Here is a 5,886-nt window from a genome sequence, read left to right as displayed (position 1 = left end):
TTCTGCCAGCGATGCAGCCAGCGGCCGGCGCCGTGCAGCGCGCGCCGGAGCACGGAAGCGTCAGCCACGCGCGGGCGCTCCTCGCAGCCGGCGCAACCTGTAACGACGTTGCAGCCACATCGTCATCGCACGCGCTCCACCGTCAGCGTCGTGCCGCCGGGCGCCTGCGCCTGCACGCGGCGGTCGTACATCGACTCACCGTATGCCGGCGGCGCGATGAAGCGGCCCGCGTTGCTCGCCTTGATCCGGTAGACGAACTCGCGCACGTCGGTCGTCGCGGTGCCGTAGATCACCACGCGATCCTCACGCACGTCCGCGAATTGCGGCTGCCACGTCGAACCCTTCACGCCGATCGGGGAACGCCACGGTGCATCGGCCACTGGTGCCGACGCGCCGCCATCGCCGTTGCCGTCACCGTCCTGCGTGTCGGTGACAGGCGGCGGCGCGATCACCGGATCGAAGCCGCCCGGCAGCAGATCGACGATCGCGACGTTGCCGACGTTCGCCGAGCCCGTCGCGCGGATCTTCACGTGCACGTCGATCTCCTGGCCGAGCGTGATCTTGTCGAGCGGCTTGCCGTCCGTGTCGGTGTAGTCGCGCACGATCTCCAGCCCGTTCTTGATCGCCTTCGTCGACGTGCCGCGGTCGTAGCCCGACTGGCTCGCGACCCACCATGCGGGCAGCGTGCTGCCGTTCACGAAGTCGACACGCGATGCACCGCCCGACCACGTACCCGAGCGCACGAGGTTCGCCTGGATCGACGACACGTCCTTCGGCGCGGCACCCGCGCGCACCTCGTCGATCGAGAGCTGGTCGAGCTGGCCCGCGCTCGACGCCGCATACGCATCGAGCGCGAGGATCGTCATCGCCGACGACAGCGTGTTGAAGCGGTTGTCGACGAGCGGCGCGGCGAGGTTGTCCATCGCGCGCGGCGACAGCTTGCGCACGCGTTCCGGGAAGTGCTTCGCGATCAGGTACAGCACGCTCGCGTCGCGCGTCAGCGGATCGAGGTAGTAGCCCGTCACGTAACCGCCATCGGACGCGCGCTTGCGCTCGAGCAGCGCCTGCGGGCCCGCGATCAGTGCCGCGGCTTCCTTGTCCTGCTTCAGCAACTGATACGACGCGGCGAGCCACGCGGCCGCGAGATCGTTCTTCCAGTCGTTCGGATACGCATCCTGCAGCCGCTTCTGCACGGCCGCGAGGCTGTTGGTCGTCACGTTGCCCTGGCGCGTCAGCAGATACACCGCGTACGCACGCTGCCGCAGCAGGTCGAGCGAGCCGAGCGAATCGTTCGCCGCGAGCTTCTGCAGATACTGGTTGCCCGCGTCGAGCATGTCCTTCGGCACGGCGATGCCGCGCTCGCGCGCGTCGAGCAGCACGTGCATCGCGTACGCGGACACGAACGGGTCGGCGTCGGGCGTCGCGCTCCACAGGCCGAACCCGCCCTGCGCGTTCTGCCGGCTGCGCAGCACGCCGAGGAACTGCGTGATCGCAGCCGCATTCGCCGTATCGGCACCGGGGTCGGTCGCATGCATCGCGCTCGTCAGCGCACGCACCGACAGCCACTTCGCCGCGAACACGCGCGGCACGGCCGCGCTCACCATCTGCTCGCTGCAGTAGTGCTCGAAGTTCACGAGATACGACGACAGCCCTTCGGACAGCACGAGCGGCGCAGTCGAGATGCTCGCGTCGCGCGACGCATACGCGTCGTACATCGAGCGCAGGTTCGGCACGTTCGCCTTCTTGCCCGGATCGACGCGTGCGATATCGAGCTGCGTGCGGAACGCGGCAGCCGGACGCACCGACACGTCGACGCGCTGCTGCGCGCCCTTCGCGCCGTAGCGCGCGCCGAACGACAGCGCGCCCGAGCCGAGCGTATCGGTCGCTTTCACGCGGAACATCGCGACGCCCTCGTGCTGCGGCGCGAGCGCGACGTTCTGCGTGGCCGGCCCGATCACCTGCAACTGCGGGCCCGTCTTCAGCGTGACAGCGACCGGCACCGGCTGGTTGCCGACACCCGTCAGGTTGTTCGCGACACCGACGCTGACATCGGCCTCGTCGCCCGGCGCGAGCGTCGTCGGCACGTTCGGCGACAGCACGAAATCGCCGCGTACCGTCGTCGCGCCTTCGAATGTGCCAACCAGGTCCGGCGACACCGACACGGCCATCACGCGCAGCTTGCCGTTGAAATAGTCGGGCACGGTGTAGCTCAGGCGCGTGTCGCCGTTCACGTCGACGATCCCCGACCAGTAGACGACCGGCTTGTCGCGCTTGCGCTTGAACGGGTTCAACTGGCGGCCGATCCCATCGTCGGCGTCACCACCCGGCGCGGCCATCGCCATCAGCTTCTCGAAGTCCGGCAGGATCAGGTCGAGGATCTGCGACGTGCCGACTTCGAGCATCCGCTTGCGGAAGAAGAACTTCAGCGGATCGCCGAGCTTGTAGCGCGCGACCTGCAGGATGCCCTCGTCGACCGCGAACACGACGACCTTCGCGGGCTTCGCCGAATGCACGGTGAAATTCACCGTGTCGCCGGGCTTCACGAGCGCCGGCGCATCGACCGACACCGCGTTGCGGCGCGCGTCGAGGTTCACCGAGAACGGCACGACGCCGTAGCTCAGCGGGCTCATGAAGATTTCATCGGACGACGGATCGCGGATGTACTGCACGTTGATGTAGCCGTTGCCCTCGAAGCCGGCCGGCACCGTGATGTGCTGGATCGAGCTCGTCGTGTCCGCATGGAACCACGCGTGCGCATACACCTTGTCGCGCTCGATCGTGATCAGGCCGCTGCCCGCGTAAGGCGCGCGGATCGCAATCTCGACCTGCTCGCCCGGCTTGAAGTCGTGCTTCGCCAGGCTCACCTGCAGTTCCGCGTTGCGGTCGAGCGAGCGCGTGACGTTCGCATCGCCCGTCACCGAATACTCGATCCGGTTCACCGCGGCGCCGTCCGCGTTGCGGATCACGAGCGCGTAGCTGCCCGGCTTGTCGGTGCGCAGCGTGAAGTCGAGCCCGGCCGCCGGAATCGTCAACGGCTTCTCGTCGACCGGCACTTCCTTCAGCCGCGAATCGTATTTGTACGCGCCGGAATCCTGCTTGGTCAGCACCGACACATAGCGTTCCTCGACGAGCTGCGCGCGCAGGTCCTTCACGTCGATCGCCTTCGCGTTCGGATCGATCGCGACGAGCCGCACGGTGCGCGGGCTGCCGCGCTTCACGTAGCCGAGATCGTCGACCGACTTGTAGCCGACGAGCCAGTCGTTGTTCGACACGAGCGTCTGCGCGTTCGCGGCGACGTTGCGCCCGCCTTCCGCTTCATAGGCCTTCGCCTGGAAGTAGAGCTGGTAGGTCGCGTCCGCGTACTTGTCGAGATCGAGATCGAACTCGGCATGACCCTTGTCGTCGGTCGTGCCGTCCTGCAGCGTCGTCGTATAGCCCTCCTTCGCGCGACGTGCGTCGAAGAAGCGATAGCCCTGCCAGCTGCGGAACGACGGCCACACCGGGCGCAGCGTCAGCGTCGCCGCGACGCGGCGCTTCTCCGCCGGCGTGCCGAACAGGTTCTGCGCATCGACGACACCCTTCAGCCCCTTCGGCTTCACCCACCCTTCGACGACCTGCTGCGACAGCTTCGCGTCGACCTTCATCCGGTCGGGCAGGAACTCCTTCACCTGCACCGTCGTGCTGCCGATCGGCTCCGCACCGGGCTGGCCGTCCTTGACGATATACAGGTTGACCGTCCACGTGCCGGTCGGCGCCGTTTCGGCCGTCGTATAGCCGAGCTCGGTGAAGCCGGTCGCATCGACCGTCACCGGCTTGCGCTCGACGGTGATCCCGCGCGGGTCGACGATCTCCGCCTGCAGCGGCACGCCGGCCGGGCTGCGCGCCCAGCTCGCCGCGCGCACGATCAGGCCGATGTGGAACGGATCGCCAGGGCGATACAGCCCGCGATCCGAGAACAGGTACGCGGACAGTTGCCCCTGGCCGGTCGCATTGCGCTCGCCGTCGACGTCGAAACGCGAGAAATCGAGCTGGCGATCGCGGCCGGCCACCGGCAGGAACGACAGGTCGGTGTCCTTCTTCACGACATACAGCTGCGGCCGCTTCTCGCGGTCGAGCCCCTTGAACGCGGGGAAATGCACGATGCCGTCGGCACTCGTCGTCTGCGTGAACAGCGCCTGCCCGTTCACGGCGAGCACCGACACCGTTGCGCCCGCCACCGGGCGGCCCGTGCGGATCGACTGGACGAACACATCCTGGCTGCCGTCCAGCGCCTTCTTGACCAGCATCCCGAGATCGGTCACGACGATCAGGCGCGTGTCGCCGAGCGCGTTGTCGCTGTCGTCGCCGTTGCCGTTGCTGTCGCTCGAATCGGCGTTGTCGGACTGATCCTGGCTGCCGTCGGACGACGCATCGCTGTCCTTCGCGTCGTCGGCCTTTTTCTTCTCGGCGGCCGGGTCGTACTTCGTCAGGTGCAGCAGGAACACGCCGCGCTTGCCGCCCTTCAGGTACTGGCCGAGATCGATGCCTTCGTAGTGCGCCTTGCCGGGTTCGCCGGCCGGGAACGCGCGCGTCTGCACGAAGCGCTCGACGATGTGATCCTCGCTGAACGAATACGACAGCTCGGGCCGCGCGTACGTGCCGTTGTTGAAGCTCACGAGATGCTGGAGCTGGTCGGGCAGCACGCGGCCGATCTCGACCTTCATCCCCGGCAGGTTGCGCGACACGACCGACAGCCGCTTGCTGCCGCTCATCGACAGCAGCGAACCGTCGGCCATGAAGCGCAGCAGCTTCGGATAGTCGGGTACCGTGAACGCGGTCGTCACCGGCTCGGCGAGCAGGTAGCCGCCCGCCGATTTCAGGTCGCCCGCGAAACGCACGACGATGCGATCGCCCGGCGTCGCGTGGTACTTGAAGCTTTGCAGCGTCGCGTAGTCGTTCTCGGTCGGCACCGCGTCGAGCGGCAGCGGCTTCGACTGCTTCAGCACCGCATCGCTGATGTCGGCCACGTTCCATTCGTACGGCGGCTCGTCGTCCGACTGATCGACGCCCGGCTTGCGCTTCGGCAGCACCCACGCCTTGGCACGCGCGGCCAGGTCGGCGCTGCGCACGCCGTCCGACGCTTCAGCGACGAGCACCTGCTCGGGCTCGTAACGCTCGTTGTCGACGAGCGTCGGCGCGATGTTGGCGATCGACAGGCTGTAGAGCCCCGGCACGTTGACCGACGCATGCAGCACGTCCGGCGTGCCGTTGCCGCCGCGCGCACTCTTCACGCCCTTGTCGACGTCGAGTCGTGCCACCAGCGGATCGCGCGGAATCTCGAGCGGCTGCGAGTAGACCCACGCGCTCGTCTTCATCTTGTCGTAGTTGACCGTGTAGCGCAGCGGCGTTGAATTCTTGCCGTCGCGGCCGACCAGCACGAGGCCGATGCGCTTCTCGAACTCGGCCGGATCGACCGGGTAGTTGAAGTGCAACTGCAGCAGCGCCTGCTTCTCCGCCGGATTGTCGGGGTTCTGGTAGAACTCGTTGTTGCCGAATGTCGCGGCGAACGCCGGCAGATCGAAGGCGAAACGGTCGTCGCGCATCGTCACCTGCGGCGCGAACACCCGGTGCACCGCGAAACGCACCTCGACGTGCGCGCCGACCGGCCAGTCGGCCGCCGGCGTGAAGCGCAGCGTCTTGTCGTCGACCCACTCCCATGCGCCCTTCAGCGCGGGCGTCATCTCGATGCCGTCGCCGGCCGGCTTGCCGACCTGTTCGATCGGCGCCGCCGATTGCGCGAACACGACTTCGAGCGGATGCACGGTGATCTTCGGCTTGTCGGTGTCGTCCACCTCATAGGTGGTGATCGCCGGCGCCTTCACGGTGAAGCTGACGGTTTCGGGCTCG

General features: G+C 67.5%; 1 protein-coding gene. It reads right to left on the bottom strand.

Annotated features, from left to right (window positions below):
- Window positions 1-122: 122 nt before the first annotated feature.
- On the bottom strand, window positions 123-5,886 hold a 5,764-nt coding region (locus JYJ84_RS26735), incomplete at its 5' end, for an MG2 domain-containing protein (protein WP_205189657.1).

The sequence above is a fragment of the Burkholderia sp. LMG 13014 genome, assembly GCF_905232215.1.
GTDB lineage: Bacteria > Pseudomonadota > Gammaproteobacteria > Burkholderiales > Burkholderiaceae > Burkholderia.
This window is presented reverse-complemented; position numbering and strand designations above follow the sequence as displayed.